The organism is Vibrio sp. 10N.222.54.A3 (assembly GCF_041474095.1).
Taxonomy (GTDB): Bacteria; Pseudomonadota; Gammaproteobacteria; order Enterobacterales; family Vibrionaceae; genus Vibrio; species Vibrio crassostreae_C.
The window spans coordinates 32,878-52,257 of record NZ_JBFRTN010000001.1; the positions used below are offsets into that span (position 1 = coordinate 32,878).

At 44.0% G+C, this 19,380-nt stretch carries 12 protein-coding genes; 8 read left to right on the plus strand and 4 right to left on the minus strand.

Going from position 1 to position 19,380, the window contains the following annotated elements; translation table 11 throughout:
• Window positions 1-198: 198 nt before the first annotated feature.
• Entirely contained in the window at window positions 199-4,392 is a 4,194-nt protein-coding gene (locus AB4507_RS00160; protein ID WP_372157295.1) for a hypothetical protein, read from the plus strand.
• Between the two features lie 76 nt (window positions 4,393-4,468).
• On the opposite strand, the gene AB4507_RS00165 is transcribed toward AB4507_RS00160, so the two are convergent.
• Window positions 4,469-4,801, minus strand: a complete 333-nt coding sequence (locus AB4507_RS00165; protein WP_081230277.1) for a hypothetical protein — start codon at window positions 4,799-4,801, stop codon at window positions 4,469-4,471.
• Between the two features lie 30 nt (window positions 4,802-4,831).
• Entirely contained in the window at window positions 4,832-6,001 is a 1,170-nt protein-coding gene (locus tag AB4507_RS00170; RefSeq protein WP_372157297.1) for a DGQHR domain-containing protein, read from the minus strand.
• A 157-nt stretch (window positions 6,002-6,158) separates the two neighbouring features.
• On the opposite strand from AB4507_RS00170, the gene AB4507_RS00175 reads away from it, so the two are divergent.
• The 4 genes from AB4507_RS00175 (at window position 6,159) to AB4507_RS00190 (ending at window position 11,806) form a co-directional block, all read left to right on the plus strand.
• Entirely contained in the window at window positions 6,159-9,827 is a 3,669-nt protein-coding gene (locus AB4507_RS00175) for a hypothetical protein (RefSeq protein WP_372157299.1), read from the plus strand.
• Window positions 9,820-10,299 carry a hypothetical protein gene (locus AB4507_RS00180; RefSeq protein WP_372128590.1) on the plus strand — a complete coding sequence of 160 codons (480 nt, stop codon included), beginning with the start codon at window positions 9,820-9,822 and terminating at the stop codon, window positions 10,297-10,299. Before AB4507_RS00175 ends, AB4507_RS00180 begins: the two co-directional genes overlap by 8 nt.
• A 500-nt stretch (window positions 10,300-10,799) precedes the next feature.
• On the plus strand, window positions 10,800-11,348 hold the full coding sequence (locus AB4507_RS00185; RefSeq protein ID WP_372157301.1) for a hypothetical protein: 549 nt from the start codon (window positions 10,800-10,802) through the stop codon (window positions 11,346-11,348).
• A gap of 8 nt (window positions 11,349-11,356) precedes the next feature.
• Complete coding sequence (locus AB4507_RS00190; RefSeq protein ID WP_372042043.1) at window positions 11,357-11,806, plus strand: type II toxin-antitoxin system YafO family toxin; 450 nt, start codon at window positions 11,357-11,359, stop codon at window positions 11,804-11,806.
• A gap of 96 nt (window positions 11,807-11,902) precedes the next feature.
• On the opposite strand, the gene AB4507_RS00195 is transcribed toward AB4507_RS00190, so the two are convergent.
• On the minus strand, window positions 11,903-12,247 hold the full coding sequence (locus AB4507_RS00195; protein WP_136987070.1) for a hypothetical protein: 345 nt from the start codon (window positions 12,245-12,247) through the stop codon (window positions 11,903-11,905).
• A gap of 466 nt (window positions 12,248-12,713) precedes the next feature.
• Between AB4507_RS00195 and AB4507_RS00200 the strand changes: the two genes are divergently transcribed.
• Window positions 12,714-15,119, plus strand: a complete 2,406-nt coding sequence (locus tag AB4507_RS00200) for an Ig-like domain-containing protein (RefSeq protein ID WP_372157303.1) — start codon at window positions 12,714-12,716, stop codon at window positions 15,117-15,119.
• A gap of 107 nt (window positions 15,120-15,226) precedes the next feature.
• The gene (locus AB4507_RS00205) at window positions 15,227-15,589 is read left to right on the plus strand and encodes a hypothetical protein (protein WP_372157305.1); all 363 of its coding nucleotides are present in this window, start codon (window positions 15,227-15,229) and stop codon (window positions 15,587-15,589) included.
• Window positions 15,590-15,652: 63 nt separating this feature from the next.
• Here the strand turns inward: AB4507_RS00205 and AB4507_RS00210 are convergent, their stop codons facing one another.
• Entirely contained in the window at window positions 15,653-18,139 is a 2,487-nt protein-coding gene (locus AB4507_RS00210) for an Ig-like domain-containing protein (RefSeq protein WP_372157307.1), read from the minus strand.
• A 422-nt stretch (window positions 18,140-18,561) separates the two neighbouring features.
• On the opposite strand from AB4507_RS00210, the gene AB4507_RS00215 reads away from it, so the two are divergent.
• A complete protein-coding gene (locus AB4507_RS00215; RefSeq protein WP_372050663.1) occupies window positions 18,562-19,368 on the plus strand; it encodes a hypothetical protein in 807 nt (268 codons plus the stop codon).
• The last annotated feature ends 12 nt before the right edge of the window (window positions 19,369-19,380 follow it).

Genomic DNA, 19,380 nt, shown 5'->3' on the forward strand with positions numbered 1-19,380 from the left:
CATATATTTTTACCATAAGTCTTCATTCTCATTCAGCCCCTTCATAGTCGTGAAGGGGTAACAATCCAAATCCCTCCTTTACAATGAATGCCGCGAGAAAAACTTTAATCTTCAAAAATAGGCTTGTTAATTTCAAAAATTGCTCTCGACCTTATTTAACCTATCCCAATGAAATTGCGTTTGGAGTTGAAGAGCACTATGAACAAGTTAATCAAAATTCTTATTAGTTGTTCACTAACAGTTATAGGGACTGCTGCTGTTGCGAAATCAGTGTACATCATCGGTTCCATAACGAGTGTGCCGCCAAAAGTAGAGTTTACTTACCCTGATGAAATCTATCGTGGCGTGAAAGAGTATTCAGCCTTAGCTAAAGAAGCCGCAGCATCTGGTTGTAGATTAGAAACAGTGCGAGAAGAAGCGTATACGTCTGACAGTAGCAATCTAAAGTGTTTCTTCGAATGGACAGGTGATACCGACCCGAGCTGGAATGCGAATGGATTAGCGCTCGATGGTCGACCTACCGCAGCTGCAGGAGAGCATTACCGTTCATATCGCATTTCTTACTTCAATGGTATTGAGAAAGAACGCATCACATTGATTGAAGACAGCGTGGCCTACACTATCCTTGAACCCGTTCCGCCTGTGATTGTAAATGTCACCACGGACACTACTTCAGCTCAATATCAAGGCTTGAGCTTCATTACGCACGATAAGAATGAAAAACTTCGCAAAATTACTGTTGAGGTCGAGCCTCGTCCATTTGATCAGGTGGTGGCCTTAACTCAGTTTGGTGAATCGTGTGAGGTGCCTGAAGGCCAAGATTCATGCGTGGTCGCCATTTCTGCCTTTCATCTATCTGGTGACGATTCACTGACAGGGCAACTTACCACAGCATTAAAAGTCTCGGATAAATACGATGTCGTATCAGCCCCGAACAGTCAGATCCAATACGCGTGGGATTACAGACCGCCCGTTATTGAGCAGTATGCTGTCAAAGCTGTCGGAGATACCACTAGCAATGATATTTCGATTGATGTTGGTGGAGAAACGGTGGTTGTCCAAAACAATGAAGCTGTAGTCGTTCTCAGTTCGCCGCACAGTACCGATACAGCAAATAAGTGGTGGTTACCATCCAAGGTTAGTTTGAGCTTTGAAGAGCATACAGATCATGTCGGTGTATCCGATTTTGTTACGCTAGAGGGTAGGGATATAGGCGATTTATTCAGAAATGAATACGTTACCTATACCGAGAAGACAGTAGACAGCTTTGGTATCCCTCAACAGATTGGCAACAAGTTTGTCTATCGAATTCCGCTCAGTTCAGTGGTAGATGGATTTTATCAAGGCAACATAAAAGCCTTAGATAGATTTGCAAACATAGGTGACAAGGAAGTGACTGCAATGCAGTTAGACCGTTTACCTCCTGAGATTCGTCTGTACAACAATGACACGCTGTTTAGTACTGGTGATGAAATCAACTTCATGGAGCATATGATTTTCACCGTGCAAGATGAAACCAGTATTGAGAATGAAATCACTGATATTTTGCTTGATGGCGTACCCGTTGAGCATATTGGTGAATTCAAGATGGCTCGTGCGATCAAAATGGAAACCCCATGGGAGTCTAATACCGTTCATAAAGTCATTGTGCGTGGTAAGGACGGGAACAACAACGTAGTTCAAAGAGAGTATTCCATTTCATTCTTACCTTTAGACTTCGAATACGACAACATCAGTGACCGCAAAGTGGCACTTGTGCAGAACCAAGACATCACATTCGCACAAACGAAAGGTCGAGCTTGTAGAATGTTCAAGTCAGAGCATGAGGCGGTACAAGGGATCAAAAACCCGACTCAAATGACTTGTTCCGTGAACTGGACAGTCATCCCTCAAGGTTTGGAAGAAGCATGGGATACTGCGAGCCCTGAGCTGATTGGTGTATTTGAAAATACGGGTCCTGCGACAGTGGAAGCTGAGATTTATATCCATGACTCTGAAGGCCGAAAAAACTTAATCAAAGTCGACGATACAAGCCTAATCGTTCATACCCCAGATACTCCAGAGATCATCTTCGACGACGACGGTATGTTTGAAGATGGCATATATGCGGTTGAGATGGGGCAATCTAGAATCGGGAGATATCGAGTTAAATCAGCGGCGTCGCCTATTTACATTACGCTCCTTAAAAATGGTGAAACCTTAGAAAGCCAATACATCAAACAGTCCAACCGATACACCGAGCACACTATCACTAAGGTAATCACAGACAGAAACAGTGCAAACCACCGAGATTTGTGGCAGATGGATGATTATGCCGTTCAAGTTCATTACGCCCGTTTACCAGAACAAGTAGTTGAGAGTGCGGTGAAGACTTATGCGGTTCCTTCTACACGAGCAAGGCTCAAGGTTGAGCAAACTTCTCGTGAAACGTCCACCGTTGACACATTCAAGGTTAAATCGAAATTTGGGCTGTATAGTAGTTTTTACCGAGATGTCGTATACAAATCTGAAGAGCTTGGTGATTGGTCTGTTCGAATTGCTGTCATGGACAAAGAGAAGAACCTACATGGCCTGACGGATTGGCAAGATATGAACGAATCAGGTGTGAATGACTTTGATGTAAACTTCTCATCAGATGACATCGGTGACCTTCGATTCTATGCACAAGCGAAACTAAAATCGCCAAATGAAAATTATGTTTCAATGGTTCGCTCTCAACGCGGGACATTGAAAATCATGAAAGGAACGGCAATCGAAGGTGAACTGCGTACACTGCGTATAACGGGTTCTGTACCGATGAATGCGGCAATTCAATATCAACATCTTACCCGTGATGACAAAGACGCCTCTGGTGAAGTGTCATGGTACATATCGGAAGACAATGGCAGTACGTGGAATCTATATGGAGAACCTGGTAAGCGCTTTTCTTTCAGTACCGCAGTAGAAGGTATTTGGTTGGTGAAAGGTCATGTTCCAAATCGCTTCACAGGGGAGATAGCAGAAACGGACGTCGTACAAATCATGGCGTACCGAGTGCCACAAACTGAACTAGTTGGGGCAGCAAACCTGATCACCGGTATGACAAGAACGTACACGCTTCTTGATCAAGGTGAAGAGGCGGATGCCGGTAATATGCTTATTAAATGGTCTATTGATGGTGGAGTCACGTTCACTGAAGGCGGTAGTACACTCGAATACACTGCAACAGGTGAAGGCAGCAACAAGATTATCGCAAAAGCGGCGTATCTTGGTTATGAAACCGATGAACACAGCTGGGCAACAGAATACCGCTCAGTACGTTCTCAGCGAGCGAAACCTGTTCGAGTAAGAGTGAAAGGGGATACTGATGTTGAAACCACCGATACGTTAACTTTGGTTGGAGATGTCGATACACCGTATTCCAATATGGACTCCGAACTTGAAATTGAATGGGTAAGACCAGACGGAACCATTGTTGATTCGAATGTTGTGGACTTTACTCCAACGAATGATGATTTGGACCGAGCTGACTTTCATACATTCACACTGCGTGCGTGGGTTAAAGATGCCAAGGCGTTAACGTATGCGGAATTCGATCATAAGGTTCGTGTATGGGAGTATCAGTTCCCACAATTCGACGTGGCGTATAAACAGCGTGTGCTCGTTGCACCTTCAGTGATTGAGATCTGGTTACGACGTCCAATTGGTGCGAATTTACGCGAGTACTATTTGTATGAGTGGAACGGACAAGGCCGACTGGAGTTGACGAAAGATTACGGACATCGAGCGCGATTTACCGCAAAACAACCGGGTATATACCCAATTTCGGTTACGGTAGAAGATGATCGCGGTAACTACGACACCTTTACTGAATATGTGGAGGTATTGGAACCTGAGCCGATCACTGTGGATTTAACTGCACGGTATAGTAACAGTTATCAACGTTCGCCACTTGATGTTAATGTCCGTCCGACAATTCGAGGTGGTCACCCATCAGACCGAGTGGCAGACTATCAATGGTATGTCGATGGTGAGTTACAACCTGAGTTAGAGAAGTCATCAGCAAATATTGAGAACCTATTAACGGGTGACCATGAATTGAAATTGAAAATTCTCACTAACTACGGTCAAGAAGCGGAAGCGATCATTCCAATTGAAGTGGTGCCAAACCAACCACCGACGTGCTCTATCGATTACCGTATGTACTCGAAGACCGCCCGTATCGAAGCAAAATGTAAAGACTTAGATGGTAAAATGGTCAAATACGATTGGACAGTTGGTGATAACGAGCGTCGCAATATCGGTAAACGGATTTCAGAGTTAAGACAACCGGGCGAATCAGAGTTAGTGACGGTTGTTGGTTATGATGATTCTGGGGATACCGCCACAGCGCAAATGGTCGTGCGTTGGTAAGACTATGACCTCGATATAAGAACGTCCTTGTGTCGTTATTGGTGCATTTAGACTCTTCAGTTTAGATGCACCTTTTTTATTGGATGGGTATAGCCAGGTTGTCCACGTTTTCATTGAATGAAATGCAGTACAAGCACTGAACTGTCGCCCCATCCAAGTCATCTTCATCAAACAAACTGTCATCAGACAACCATTCGTTTTGCATCGCTTCTGTTATCTCTTTGGCCATAAACACAGCGAGAGTGGCGTTAGGGTATTCCGAAGCAAGGTAAGCCTTAATATGATGCTCTAGCATAGGTTCAATGGAGTGAAGCCATAGGGATTCATTACTTGAATGAGCCATAGTTATAGCAAGTCGAGCTTGAGTCATTGCAGACGGGCAGCGATAGGCTTGTAAATTCAGTTCCATAATCTCTCTCCTTAGCGTTTATTCCAAAGGCTAAATTTCATCACACGGGTAGATACCACAGACTTTGCACAGACGTCGGCCCATCAGTTTCTCTGAACCTTTTTGCATTCTGTATTTCGGCTCTTTAGCATTGTCTAACTGTAGCTTTTGCACAACGCCTGCTTGAGTCCACCAGCTGTCTTTCATGTTGAGTAACGGAAGTGCTTTTAAGCGCTCTAGAGCAGTCCAGTCTGGTGCCGTACCATTAGACATACCTTCTTCGATGATGGAGCGACAAACCCACGCGCATCCGTAGAAATAAATAGCTTTGCTATACATAGGGTCATTCTCAGGATCGCTTTCACCAATTGGCATAGCGTTTAGTACGCTCGTAAGCGCAGGCTTGAGCATGTTGAACAACTGATCTGCCATTTCAGGGTTCTTGGTGAGTAATGCATTTATTTTCGCAGCTGTGGAAGCACTGGCAATGTTTAAGAAATCTTGAAGCTGCTTTAAGATGAAAAGTTGGCCGTTGGTGAGTTTTCCACTTACCGAGATCAGGTCCCATAAGGTGAATTGGTTTACTTCTAAATCCAGAAATCGACGTAATAACCGGCTGTAAGGTTTGCTGCTGTCGAAGTAGAGGTTTTGACTCGTTGTTGGTTTTCTCTGATTGTAGTGATAATCACTGAATAGTTGCTTTATTTGCTCTGTCACTGGCTCCAGTGTGTCGGTATCTGAGACAAGGAATTTCACGCTCAGGGTTTGCGTTGCAAGCTCAGGCATTTCGGTCAATAAAACTTGAAATAGCTCATTGCGGTTTTGACCGTCTGCGATATGCCGATCACAGTCGGCAGGGATCACGGCTTTAATCATCTTACGGTTACCTACAATGATTTCTTCTTCATCCTTAAGGTGGCTTAAACAAATCGCCAGTCCGGGCAATACGGTATTATCGCGGGTTCGAAAGTAGTCTTGGAGCGGTTCGCTGCGTGACTTTTCGAGATCACGTTGACGTTTTAAGTGGGCAGGTATCTTGTCTGAACCTTCTTCATTTTTGAAATGGTCGGCTAACTCTTTGGTCAACAGAATGCCTTCGAGCGTACGAAAGCCATACTTGTTGATCCCTTCTTCACCGACAAAGAACACCACTTCTAGGTCCTTGCCATTGAGCGCATGATTGGGTGTGTATGGTACTTTGAAATCTGTCTTCGCGTTCATAATGTTGTCCTCACTGGATTTATTTTCAGTCTATGTAGAACAACTATCCCTGTGTATAAAATGAAAGAAAAAACTCCCATAAAACGGGGGGATAAACTTTCATTATTATCTATGCACGTTATAGTTAAGGTATTCAAGATGACTTAGGGAATCGGACATGACTTTATTAGTATCGACAGCACAAGACGCATTAAGCAGTCAATTGTATGCCCTGCATATGGGGATTATTGATCGCTTCAATGACACGGTGAGAGAAACGCGTAGCCTGATCGAAGCTGATGAGAAGTATATTTGTCATGAAGGCTTAAGTATGGGGAAAGACAGCACATTGGTCGCACTGTGCTTGATTGAAGCTTACAAACAGAGCATTGCGGAAGGAAAAATCGAACCCTCACGTCCACTGATGATAAGCACCGTTAATCCTGGTGCAGAAGCATTGCCTATGCAGATGTACAGCGAGTATGCGGCTCCGTTCTTGAAAGCCTATGCGAAGGAGTGTGGCATTAACCTTTTCTATGATGGTGTGGCTCCTGACTTTCATGAAGAGTACGCCAATCGTTACTTGTCGGCACAAAAAGTGATTCAGAATGCGTCTATGTCCGGCGACTGCACTGTAATTTTGAAGCTGATCCCTTCCGAGAAGTACATTAAAACCATGTTGAATCGATTTGAAGGTATGGAAGGCATGGAGCAGTACGCGTCATCACCGGTTATCTCTTTTTCGGGCTCACGCGTAAAAGATGAAAGCACTCGTCGTACTCGTAATATGAAGAAGCAGGGTACTGCAAACAAGACCATCGATGCACTCAAGGCGGAGCTGGTGGAACAAACTGATGTCAGTAAATTCCAACTGTACCAGTACGCACCTATCCGCGATTGGTTAACGGATGAAGTCTTCACGGCCTTAGAGTTAGCCGGAAAGAAGCCTTTGACGAAGAACCTCCCTGGTATTCAAAATGCTATTCCTGCATTCATGCCCGACTTTGCTTTGTTGTTGGCCATCTATGGAAATGCCGCGCAAGAAGCATGTGAGATTTCAGTCGGACAAAAACATGGTGCTGGGTGTTCAGGTAAAGCTCGATATGGGTGCTTGATCTGTACTCAAGTTGGCAGCATTGATAAAACTCAAACAAGTTTGGCTAAACAAGACCGATGGAATATCCTCGGTCAAGAGGAAGCCTTACGTTTGCGTGATTACATGTTCCGCTTATCTGCGAACATGAGAGCTCGTGCTCTACATGCCAAAGGATATGACAGTGTAGGCTATGGCAGAATTGCGCTTCAACCCAACGTCTTAAAGCCGCGCTACTTGGAGAAGTTAGTCAGACTTTTTGCCCAATTATCAATTCTTTCACAGCAAAGGGCTGCAGAATTTCGTCAACTTGTGGCCGAAGGCAAAGAGCACACACATCCCGGCATCATAGAAATCCAAAATGATGTGACATTGAACGCGAAAGCGAGACGCGGCTATTTGGCCATGTATAAAGCCCAAGCGGTGAAAGCACAAATCAACCTCTTTTCTGAACGACACGCTGTATACCTAAGCTACCGATGGGGCATTGACGGTATAGCAAGCCTTCCGTTTAGACCACTTGCTATCTGGCGTGATCTTCACTTAAGACCTGAGTCATGGATTCCGTTTCCGAAAACCAATGCAGAGTGGGAAGCGGAAACGGGGAAGACCATCAAGTTAGTTGACCCGCAATATCCTCTCCCTGAAGCAGTAATGATGCCTGTGTTCAAAAAAGAGGAACCGAACCATTATGTGGCCAACCACCGTGCGCTGCTGTCGTATTGGCGACGTCCGATTGATACCTCGGATATCACTAACGAAGCAGGCTTCAACAACTGCACGCTTGAACTCAAACCCGAACACAGCACAACAGTCAAAGTGGAAATGTCGGTTTCACATTCATTCAATGACACGCAAGTTGACGATGGCCAGTATCAGGTGAGTGCAAACATCAAAGGTGAAGTGCATCTGGTCGATATCGGGTCTGTTACCTTTGGTACGCCCGAAATGGGGAAGGTACGCATTGACGGAAAATTGGTATCGAAGTCTTTTGAGTCAGAGTATCTATCTACCGCCTTCACTGAGCTGGCCACTAATCGCATCAACAATGTAATGGAAGCGATCTCCGATAAATTAGTCCACCGTGAATTCGTAAGCTTACTATCTGCCCAGCAATTTGTATCAAAAGCCCTCGCTTCTGAGTTTCCTTCAAAGAAACCGACTTTACTTACTCAGGCTATCCCGTATTTAAAGAGTGCCGTGCTAGGTGTGGCGTATAACGAGAAACCGAGAAAGGTGTCAGCCAAAGCCCATTTCACAAAGCGAGTAGTACGAACTCAAAATGGTAAGCTTACGAAATCGAATACCCGCGTTAAATTCTATCCATTGTCAGTAGATTCGCGCTTACATCTTGCCCATGCCAATAAGTTAAATGGCCTTAACGTTGACTTTGGGTATGCATATGAAAAAGAAGTCAGTGTTCAAACTGAACTCATTAACTGCCATGGAGAGCTGGTGGATGGTGCAAAAATCGCCGTCACCGAACAGTCTATAGAGATGTTTAAGAGACTTGGCGGGTTTGAGAAGACGTTGGAGATACATGATTCACATTTAAATCGTGCGCTCCGTCATCGTGAGCCGGTAAGAAAGTTCATATCAACGTGTCCCGCTGAGATGCTTAATTCGATGGGCGGGGTGGTGGTGTCACCATCGTATATTGCCAAGTACCGTGAACTGCTCAAGCGCACTCAATTGTTCGCAGAAATTGGAGCTTTGGACTATCAATCAATGTCTGTTGAGGAAATCCAAAAACAGCCTTGGGCTATTACCATGAAGCAACACAGGATGGATAAAGTGGGTGTACTTCGTGTTGTGCGTGAACTAAGAAATAAGCAAAGGAAGCAGGTAAAGGCGGCTTTGCATGCGGGAACGCCACATCAAGAGTCACTGCTTCAGGTTCAACAGTTGTTTAATCTTGCTCACCAATATGTGGAAGAAGGGTTTGATACGTTATCTACATCGATATTTAACGTCCAGTTTAATACTCACGAGATTAGTCACACTCAAAGGGCAGCGGCATACAAAGCATGGTTACTGCTCAATCAAGATGCGCTGTCTTCATTTAATGAATTGCAACGCATGGCGCTGACCCCATCGCAAAGGAACCATCTTTGTGTGGATGCGTCTTTTCTAACACGCCTTGCTACTGTTACAGAAAAAGCAATGAGCGAACTGAGTAAAACTGCCATAGGAGTTGTTCAAAAGTGGCAGCCGATGGTTCAAGCGGTTCAGTCAATACGCGATAAAATTGAAATCGCAGAGAAGTCAGGTGTAGACGAAACACAAAACCGCGATCATCACCTTGAGATGTATAAACTAGCGATTACTCAATATCATCCACAGTCAGCTGGTGCGTTATTTGAACCGTCAGCGTCTCACCTACGACCTAATCTAACGAATCTCAAGTTGATGCTAGAAAAGCAGCTTGAGAAAATGCACAATGCAACCGAGTGGTATACTGACTTAGCACATAGCATTTCAGTTGAGAGCGCGACCTTGAAGAGCAAAGCGGTGTCTAAAGTCGATCTCTCAACCCGTCTTACCTATTGTGCAAACTTATCAACCGCTCCTACAAACAAGCCTGTAGCACCGTCACTCGAAGTGCCAGTCATTGTGAATGATAATCTGGTGTTGGAGAGAGTGTTGGAGACTAAGCCAACAGCCAAGCCGGTCAAGCGGGCTGCAAAGAAATCGAACGCTCTAGAAAGCATGCTTGCTTACCAATCGAAACAAGAGGTTCTGGGACATGTCTAGCTATCAAATGGAAAATGATATCGCCTTGGTAGCGAACGTCGGTCATATTTCGATTTCACGCCTCAAAAATTGGTGTAAGACTGCCCCAGAAAAAGCGATGTTGTTTGATACCGCTTGTTCCGCAATCTTATTCCAACCGGAAACGTATGAAGCCGTCCAACAACAAGCGATCAGTTTATCAATCTCTAATCACCACGAAATTCACCGTCTTTTAGGTATTCCCAATAAGGTTGAGCGTCTAAGTGGGTTTGCTGTGCCTGTGAATACGCTAAGACGCTGGATGACGGACAATCCTCATACCTATATAGCCGCAGTTATCGGCATACAGCAATTGATCATTCGCCAGCATTGCGATGCCACTGTCTCCCAAAAACTGTACAAAAAAATTGGTTTATCTTTTTCAGAGCAGTGCAGTCTCTTCGTGGCCAATGCTGACGCAGTTGGTAAGCTGATTAAGGGATTGAAACTATAACGACATCGTTTAAATAGATTTAGCGCCCATTTAATGGCGAGGTTCCATCGCTATTTTGGAAACTTTTATGTGCCACCAGCCACTCAAACGAATTTACAAAACACTCACAGAAATTCAGAGACATTGAAGAAGGTTAACGGTAAAGTGTGATCCTAATCACACTTATTGTATAATGTTAGACTTGCTTTAAGACGATATCCCTTTGATTTTCCCTAAACTATCCCTAGAACCGCTCTGAATCGCTTCCTAAAGCGTAATGATGGTTTGGGTTAAATCTGCGATGTCATTATTGCAATTGTTGCACTAAACGCTACCTGCGCAACATATGGGCATGAGTGGTGTGATATTAATCATTATGGGCTGATTGTTAGCAATATTGAATGGTTGTAATCTGGCTTTGGACATGGATAATTCCCGTCCCGTGAAATGAGCTAGGTTTATCACCTCTCTATAATTACTCCTATAATGTTTTTGAGGTCACAATGAAGAAGAGGCTAATTATGAGTGCAAGTATTCTTGCTGCGCTCGGTGGCAATGCCAGTACGTCAATAGGCGATACTGTTGCTAAAGCTATGGATCTTCGTCTAGAGGCAATTGAGTGTAAAGATAACCAACGCCAAGTTTCGGCTGAAAGCTTAGAAATGGCTGTGTCTATTATTGCAAAACTCAACACTCAAACTAAACAGCTTAGAGAAGTTTACAGTGAGATTGAGCAATCAGATGTACCTGAGAGCTATTTTGATAAAGTAACTATCGATGAGCTGGTGGTCGCAGACGGTTATATCCGTGGTTTTGAGATGATTCTTAAAGCGCAACACGAAAGCCTAAGTCGTCGTGCAACGGCGTATGAGCAACCAGCGGTTGAAACAGCAAAACAAATTCGTAAGGCTACAGCGAAGCTACGCCGTGCCGTTGGTGATTTAATGTCGATCGAACGCCAACTCCAAGTGGCTTCGATTGGTAAATATGAGACTAGCTTTGAGATGACTTCTGATAAAGTTGCAAAACTCAAAGCGGCGACACAAGCGACTGTCTCTAATTATCACTAGGGGAACGCATGAAAAACGTCACCCCATCCCCTCGATTTGAACAAGAAATCAAAGCACAAGGTTTCAATGACGTTGAAGCTTTGTGCAAAGATATCTCCCTTCACTTAAGTTACGACGATGATCTATCGGTTCAATATCTTGGCCGTGTTGCAAGTCTAGCCTATCCGACAGACGCTGAAGATGCAGGGTTGGGGCATATCCACTTGTGGGACCCGAGCAGTCCATGGTTTGACAGCGCCAAACAAGGCAAATGGAATCGAGCACGACGTCAATTCGATAGAACGAGTGACACTTGCATTGTGTATTCTAGTCATTGGGAAAATGAAGACGAAATCCTTTTACTTGGTGTAGCAAATCCTTGCCACACAGATAAGGCGAAAGGTAAATTCTCAAAGCTTTTTGATAACAATTTCATGGAATATTTTCTAGAGGAAGGGTTGAAGTTCAACGACCTGTAATCCCCCTGCCAGCTCAACATCAGCTGGCATTCATTCTATTTGGTATACCACCAATCCTTCGTGTTCATTGAACAACAAAGAGCGCCCCCTTGTTAGTTATACTTCGATTTTCAATTGTTTGTTGCGGTTCCTAGCTTTGAAATTAACCGTTTCAGAGATTTCAATAACGACCTCATCACAACGTTCATTGTGTAGTCTTGCTGGTGGAAATTTGATGGGCTTTCCTATGTTCTCAAGATACTGAAATGTATCATTTTTTATCTCAATCGCCTGTTCTGCAATAGAAGGTGAATGAACCACACCGTTACGTAGAATTTCTTCCGTTTCGCAAACCCCCAAATCAAAAGCCTCTATCAACATGCTTGCTGTTTCCCATGTTATTTCTCCGACTTCTGCCGCAGCAATCCAAGTCGAGTGATATCGAAGTATAGTTTTTTTCATATTGAGTAAAGTACTTGGTCAATCTTCCATACTGACAACGATGGAGATGGAATATATTCCTGTAGTACTGTCTGTCATTGTCGGAATTAATGTCTTTATGTTTATCCTAAAGTTTGAGCGTAAGCCTATAGACTCACAAACTACTGGGTCAAAGCCCGTTACCAGTACGACGACTGACACTGACTGATCTCGAAGCCCATCCGATTAAGTTAAACGTACAATACACCTTCTCTACCTCGAAAATGAATGGCGAGACTGACGGCGTTGGTCTTTCTTGTCATTCATTTAACCAAGCCTAGCGCGGTAGCCAATCTTCTCCCTTTACCTTCAGTTACGTAAAACAATCACTGAAAATCATGCCATTAATTGGAATTTCTATGTACCACAGAAGATAACATCGGTGAGATGGCCGATGCCTTTGTTTCGACCATAGACCGCATGGCTGACTTTGAAAGGTACAGAGAAAATGAAGACCACACTAAAGCTCTCCTTAATGACAATGATTTTAGGGCTAACGAATGTTCCAATCGCTTCGGCTGCGCTAGAACAAGTTTCATTTACCGATACGAGTGGCAACCCTAAAAGCGTCGATGGCCGTGAATTGAACATGGTCAACATAAGAGACACGCTGACCCTTAAGATTTCATCTGGTTTGGATAGAAAAATTCAGGTTCGACTGCAACATGGTTCAGGTCTAGTTGAAAGTCAGTTGACCGCTGTCATAAATATCCATGATCGACTGAACATAGACGGCAAGGATTTCTACGGTAAGGAAGTGGTTCTCAGCAAGGTGCCTCAAAACGAAGGGGAGTACACCGTTGTTGTGGAATACCTAGATTTATCCAATGCAGTCGTCTCAACGGAATCTTATACATTTGTGCAAGACACGATTAAGCCGGTGATCAGTGGGCAGTTCGTTCACATTCTCAATGCATATTATGGTCACATCGATAATTTTGGGAACACAGGGACAACGAAGCAGCTTGAAGTGAGTGACATTAGTGACAACAACGGCATCTCACGAGCCAGATATTGGGTTAAGCAACCAGATGGTTCCAAGAAATACAAAGACGTTGAATATAATCTAGAAAGAAAAACCGTGATTGTGGCGGGGTCTATCGCGGCCACCACTGGTGCGGGACTTGTCCCTGCGCCCGGATATTACCAATTTGGAATCGATGTTTATGATACATCAGGTAATGTAAGTACCCTTGCTCGATCGTCACATATGGACTTTACTTGCCCAGACACCAGCTCCAATAAGATTGAAGTACGTAACGCGCAATCTGGCGTTTGGGAATCGTACTACTCAGGTATGACGATATACAGCAACCCAGTCTCGATTAGATATGGCCGCTTACTCTCACAATTTGCTACTAATGACTCCCCTTATGGTTGGAAGAAACTCAATCATATGGTCAGCAACACAGACTCTACGTATGCGTATTACCAGCCGACCATTAACTACCCTCAAATGTACAGCTACTTCCATTTTTATACGGAATCGGGTCATTACTGTTCGACTTATCGATATCGTGATTTGAATTTCAACCTCGCTGCGGGGGTTGATATGGCACCGAAATTTACGGGGGTGTGGCACAAAACCAATTTATCAAGTGAGTGGATCACCAATGACAGACCGAAAACGAATGTTCCCTATACAATCAATGCCGTGCGAGTATTCGTTGAGCCACGTAGTTATCGACAAAAGCTCACCATAACCGCTGGCGGCTCATGCTACGTGAACCCCGGCGCGACATCATGCGACATCAGTACGAACTATATTTACGACACAGGGCGCGGTTATAGCCCATATTCTATCTATACCGCTAAAGAAGACGGCTCGATGAACATTCACGGCGGTTACTTATATACATATTGGGACTTCAATCCAATTGCCATTCGCTCTATTCATTATGATCGAGCCGCACAAAAAATTACGATGCAAACGTATGATGCCGATACTGTTTTTGATTGGCGGTCTTCCATGTGGCGATATAGCTCCATTTCGGCAACGGCCAACATTGGAGCCGGTCCACAAGACATCCCTGTCTCTCATACAAATCAGATCGACTTGCAGACATACGATTTCAGCTTCGATGTGTCTGCTCTAGATGTTGAAATGAATGTGCCTTTTGTATTTAAAGTCATTGACTCGTATGGCAACGAAACCAACCGCGTTGAAACGTTCACGATTGATACTGTGAAGCCCAAGATACAGGTTATGTATTCAGGCGAAGCATTACCCGAGGTGTTGAGTGATATACGTGATCTTGAAATCCATTTGGAAGATTTCAGTGAGGCTGTGCCGACTAGTGTACAACTGTTGGGATCTGATGCTGAAGAGAATGTCTATCTGGCGGTGCTATCTCATGGTGATGGGTTGTTTCGTGTAGCGAAGCCCAAAATATTCCCCACGAATTATGAGGAAGGAGAAAGGTACAAGCTAATTATTACCGCTGAAGATGAGCAGAAGAACGTACAAAACAAAGAAATATCCTTTGGATATGAGCCAGATAACCTGATTGTTGTTGAGGCACAACCTTACGTACCTGCAAACCAAGCTTTGTATGATGTTTCATCAAATGCACTGGCTCGAATTTACACCGAAGATCCACTTACAATGGAAGGTGGGCAACGTGCAACTGGTCCACAAACAGCGGAAATCAGTAACCGTAAGGATTCGGACTTCGCTATCTCGATTGTGGCGGATACGGGTATTGTGAATGTGTTACCAGGCGAAACCAAAGCGGTGATGGTAGATCTTGGGCCTGCAGGTGACCTCTTTGAAGTTGAAGTGTTTCCGTCTGAGCGAATGGAAGGTACGGCTCAATTTATGTTCTCTATACCGTCCCTCAGTACTATTTACTGACGATTAACAGGGCGAAGCGATTAGATATTCTCACGCGCCTTTACCGCCCCTGTTCATGCTTTGGTCATATTGGCGATTGTCGAGCTTACGTAAAGCAAGGAAACAAGTTGGTCCAACTAACTAAAGATCATACTCAGCATCAAATGTTGATCGATCAGAAGTTATATACGAAGGCCCAATTGAAAAACGCAACAGGGAAAAACCTAATCACAACAGCTATATCTCAAGTTGTACCAATGAAACCTGAGTTTTTTAGCTTTAAAGTTTCTGATTACGTTGATGACCTACAGAATTTAACTATTTATCTGATGAGTGATGGCGCACATGCGTACTGGGAGGAAACCCCTAGATTCTCACCGAACACCATGAAAAATGTCACAAAATTATCTAACAGCTTATTACGTCGTATTGAACGGAAAGGCGCAAAAGACGATTATACGCTCGTTGCATGTACATTTGCTATTAGTTAAATAATCAAAGGAGCGTAAAGCTCCTTTTTATTACGAACGTACTGCTCTGGACGCACCAGTACCTCAATCGATATACGCTGAACTGAGTTGCGGCAAATTAAACAGAAAATCGGCTTGCCCATTGTTGTTATCTGAAACCGGATAGACTTCAACATACAGGGGGTCACCATTACCTAAGTCGATAACGATTTCCTTCGTTTCTCCCGGTGCGACTTCAATCCAACCATTTTTAGTTTGAATTCGAATAGGGAAGTCCGAGGAGGCATTGTTAGTGATTTCGCCCTGCTGGTCACCCGTGGCCAACATACTGTTTTCGAGCGTGAGTGCTCGTTCAGTCAAGATGATCGCCATTGGTGTGCCATCTGATAAGTACAAGGGTGTGTTCGACTGCGAAGCCAAATAATCTATGGCGTTCATGACTATTAGGTTCTCAGGTTTGTAACTGAAACTCGTGATTTTCGAGTTTGAATTATTAAATTCGTCGGAAGCACTGACGGACAACGAGTAGATTTCATTTTCATCAAGCGTAGGGAACAGCTTAGGCAACTCAAGTTGATAGGTTTGGCTGTTAGCTGACTCGTCAAGAAGGGAGTAACCCAGTTGATAATCAATGTCATAACGTGACCCCTGTAAAGAGACTCTAATGTCATTGATGTTTGAGACGTCAGAAACGTTGAACGTCACCTTTCTCAAGTCGGTCACTTGTTCTGGTAAGGCACCTCCATCATAACCCATGATGATTGAGGGAGCGGTCTTGTCACTCACGTAAGTAACGGCATGTTTACGCGCATCTGGACCGTGCCGCTCTCGGGCATACACATACACCTCATGAGTACCTTCTGGTAACTCCGTTAAATCGTATTGACCTTCAAACGTTGTGCTATTGACCGTTGAGTTAAATCGCCCGACATTGAGTTTGTTGCCATTGGCATCTTGCAGTTCATATCTGTCCATGTAGATTCGGTTTTGATAACACGTATGGCATGGTAACTCGACTTGCACAGACAATATCTTCGTGTCTTCGTTAAAGGCAGTCTTCTCTATCGATGGGTAATATTTATCATTGTACGACCCAACAGGGTATGTAGGGTTACTTGATAAAGTCTGGTCTTCACTACGTACAGTGAAGCTACTGTGATAATAAGCCGATCCACCAGCTGTCATTGTCCAAGGTGAGCTTAGGATAACATCACATACATCTTGCCCTGCCGGAACCGAACATGAATGCCCTGCGTGATAGGCAATTTGAGGATAACTTCTAGCATTTACAAAAAGTCGTATGCGTTCGATCTGTACTGGCAGTTCATCATTGTACACACGTCGACTCCATGACCCCCAATCTTGTGTATCCGAATAATAGTATTGCCCATATCTCGGGACAGGAGTTTGTCGGGCGCTATCTGAGAGTGTTACACTATAAAGACTTGGCCCAGTCACATTCCGGTAATGCGCTTGGTTTCGCCATGATATACCGATGGCTCCAGCGGGTGAGGTATCGACAAAATATATAAACCCGTCACCTCTGTCTGTGTATACGGCGTTAGCTCCAGAAGCCCAGATTCCCCCTGCATTGTCGAAGCTCCCAGAATCATCGCGAAAATTCCAATCTGCTACACGGTATAAGACCGTTACGGGATTGGTATCTACCGACATGTCGCGCACATAAGGTTGAAACCCGGTTAATCCGCCAATTACATTGCTACTCCCTGGAACCAAGACACCAACAGCCTCTAGTGTGTCCGTTCGTAACGAGTCCCAATACACATCTTGATAGGCGGTATAGGTGACATTACCGGCCTTGTCCGAAATCTTTGTTCGCGTTTGGAATCGATCAATCGCATTACCAACTGGGAATAGAGTAGAGTTCGCTGAAAGGTTTATTTCAGCAGATAGTTTTGACTCAGTGTAGGCAAGGCTGTTCGATTTATATGGAATACGATTGTCTTCGGCGTCGAAGGTGAAGGTTTCCATCTCAATGTTATCAATGCCCGATGTATCGGAGACATTTTTGACTTCAACGATGGTTGAGGTATAGGAACCCATTTGAGCTGATAAATACCAGCTTCCGGCAGGCAGCATTGAGTTTACATAGCCGCCATACATGTATTTTACTGACATATCATCAGAGGCTGGTGGCGTGACATCCCTAATGATGTTCGTGGTTTCTGAATTAACCACCTCTCCATCTAGTGACAGCGTTTGCGCCTGAACGGTAAAACTGCCTTCTGAGGGAATAGAGACGTTAAGTAATGAACCGAAATACTCACTATTGAATGGAGACTGTGAATCATTGACCGTGATCACGCCACCCGTACTGTTGGTCACAGCAACGCCGTTCTGAAGAATATTGACTCGGATGCGACGATCTAATCCCGCACTAACATGAACCCCTAATTGGCCGACGTTATTAATTAACGTGGATTCGGCAGTGTTCGTTTTTACAAGCTTGGATATGCCGAGTGTATCGGTAAACTCGAAACCCTCGATTGCTGAATGCGCTAACCCAGAAGCGGTAAGACAAATTGAAAGAAAACATAATCGAAATTTCATACTTGACCTATTTAAATCAAACTGAATTAGATTGATGTTATCAAGAGTGACTTAACAGGAATTCAAATAAAGGAAGAAATTACGGTGATTGATTGACGATGGTGCTTTAAAAAAAAGAAAAGGGCTCGTAATGAGCCCATTCTCGCTCTTGAAACCCCTTCCAAGAGACTTGTGCTCGCAAGACCTCTCCTGCAAGACTTCAATCCAAGGATTGACCTTCTGGAACCCCTTCCAGTCGGATTTGTATGGAGGAACTAAGAATAAACTTATGTCATTCACTCGTTCAAAATTAGTATACACCAGAAAGATTGGTTGTTTAGCAAAAGAAACTTAATTAATAAGTAAAAATCGCCTCTCTATTTGAGAAAAGATGAAGACCGTCTAAATACAATGCTCTGAGTGTTATCAAAAAGGACGATACAATGAATAAATCCCGTTACCCCCTTTATGGTCTAATTGCGAGTGTCTTCATCATTGCAGGTTGTTCGAGCGAGCCGGAAAATGCTGCGTATTGTCCACCAATGAAAACTAATTATGGCGCCGTGCATGGACATGAAAATGAGAGTGAATATTTCAAGGCAGCAACACCACTGTCATTGAATGAATTCAATCGCAAGTCATACGAAGCGCCTATCATCGATGGTGAAGTTCATTTGACCGACCCTAAGCGTATATCCAGTCGATACGTATTGATGAGCCTCAATCATGGGAAGGAGTCCTTGTATGTCATCAGGCACGCCGCGATGGACTACTCAAGGTTAAGTGGGTACGACTATGCCTTCTTAGCCGAGCATAAAGACAACGCAACCGTAGTAACGAGTGGAGAAAAGGTGACAGTCATTGCGTCATCTGGACAACCCAACTCATTTCACTACATCGAAGCTCCCATTTACAAAGAAGGGTATGAAGGACGGCGCGAATGGAAAACTCAAACGTTTCCACATGGGGTGACAAATCAATTTGATGAACTGTATATCGACACGGCCATTTCCATAGATAACAAACCCTACGTTCTCGGTTTTACTAAAACAAAGACAAGTTCAGGTGAACGAATAGGCGTTGTGCTATTTGATTTGACAACTAAAGGGTCATACAAGCACACAAGGTTGCTTGAATATAAGGGGAAGAAAGAACTACCTGGGAACGCGATGTACGTGTATCAACATGATAACGTCGTGATGGTCAGCGTGTTTGATAAAACGTTTAAGATCACCCATTCAGACTCGTGAAGGTAAGTGACC

What these genes read in the sequence shown, in the direction of transcription:
- AB4507_RS00175 (WP_372157299.1), top strand. Translation starts at nt 6,159, where the DNA reads ATGACTTTATTAGTATCGACAGCACAAGACGCATTAAGCAGTCAATTG.
- AB4507_RS00190 (WP_372042043.1), top strand. Translation starts at nt 11,357, where the DNA reads ATGAAAAACGTCACCCCATCCCCTCGATTTGAACAAGAAATCAAAGCA.
- AB4507_RS00195 (WP_136987070.1), bottom strand. Translation starts at nt 12,247, where the DNA reads ATGAAAAAAACTATACTTCGATATCACTCGACTTGGATTGCTGCGGCA.
- AB4507_RS00200 (WP_372157303.1), top strand. Translation starts at nt 12,714, where the DNA reads ATGAAGACCACACTAAAGCTCTCCTTAATGACAATGATTTTAGGGCTA.
- AB4507_RS00170 (WP_372157297.1), bottom strand. Translation starts at nt 6,001, where the DNA reads ATGAACGCGAAGACAGATTTCAAAGTACCATACACACCCAATCATGCG.
- AB4507_RS00180 (WP_372128590.1), top strand. Translation starts at nt 9,820, where the DNA reads ATGTCTAGCTATCAAATGGAAAATGATATCGCCTTGGTAGCGAACGTC.
- AB4507_RS00210 (WP_372157307.1), bottom strand. Translation starts at nt 18,139, where the DNA reads ATGAAATTTCGATTATGTTTTCTTTCAATTTGTCTTACCGCTTCTGGG.
- AB4507_RS00215 (WP_372050663.1), top strand. Translation starts at nt 18,562, where the DNA reads ATGAATAAATCCCGTTACCCCCTTTATGGTCTAATTGCGAGTGTCTTC.
- AB4507_RS00165 (WP_081230277.1), bottom strand. Translation starts at nt 4,801, where the DNA reads ATGGAACTGAATTTACAAGCCTATCGCTGCCCGTCTGCAATGACTCAA.
- AB4507_RS00160 (WP_372157295.1), top strand. Translation starts at nt 199, where the DNA reads ATGAACAAGTTAATCAAAATTCTTATTAGTTGTTCACTAACAGTTATA.
- AB4507_RS00185 (WP_372157301.1), top strand. Translation starts at nt 10,800, where the DNA reads ATGAGTGCAAGTATTCTTGCTGCGCTCGGTGGCAATGCCAGTACGTCA.